This window comes from Areca yellow leaf disease phytoplasma (genome assembly GCF_041920595.1).
The window spans coordinates 472,788-473,329 of the sequence record NZ_CP169277.1 but is presented as its reverse complement, the minus strand read 5'-3'; the positions used below and the strand labels follow the sequence as shown (position 1 = coordinate 473,329).

General features: G+C 34.1%; 1 protein-coding gene. It reads left to right on the top strand.

Translation table 11 applies throughout. From position 1 onward, the window contains the following. The first annotated feature begins 201 nt into the window (after positions 1–201). A complete protein-coding gene (locus tag ACEW7V_RS02670) occupies positions 202–297 on the top strand; it encodes a hypothetical protein (protein WP_374695356.1) in 96 nt (31 codons plus the stop codon). Positions 298–542 lie beyond the last annotated feature (245 nt).

Sequence of the window (542 nt, the reverse complement as noted above, 5' to 3'; positions counted from 1 at the left end):
AGCGTATTGCCAGTTCTTAAAAAACTTCTGCAGGCTTTTACCAGAAAGTCTTTCCTAGATAAATGTCAAGAATTTGCCTTGGAAAATGTTAATAATCAAAACAGCAATTTCAAAGGATTCAGGGTATTTTAGGAGATTGGCAAAATCCTTATTTAACGTTGGATAAAACTTTGTTGCTGATCAGGTAAGAATTTTGGACAAATGGTTGACAAAGGCTTAATTTTTAAAGCCCTCAAACCCATTCATTATTGGTCACCTACCTTAGAATCTGCTTTAGCAGAAGCAGAATTAGAGTGACCACTAATCACCAATCTCCTTCGTTTATGTTGCTTTTAGCATGAAAAAACTAGATATTTTTTGACAATGTGGCTTTGGGTAATTTGGACAACTACTTCCTGACTTTGCCTGCCAATGTAGCAATTGCGGTGCATCCCGAAAAAGAATATCAATTAATTGAAGTTTTACAAAAACGCTATTTGTTAGAACTAAAACATTCCTTTTTCAAAAGTTTGCTTTGGAACAAAGAACAAGTTAATACGTAA

Excerpts from the sequence above, each read along its gene's own strand:
- ACEW7V_RS02670 (WP_374695356.1), top strand. The coding sequence starts at position 202 with ATGGTTGACAAAGGCTTAATTTTTAAAGCCCTCAAACCCATTCATTAT.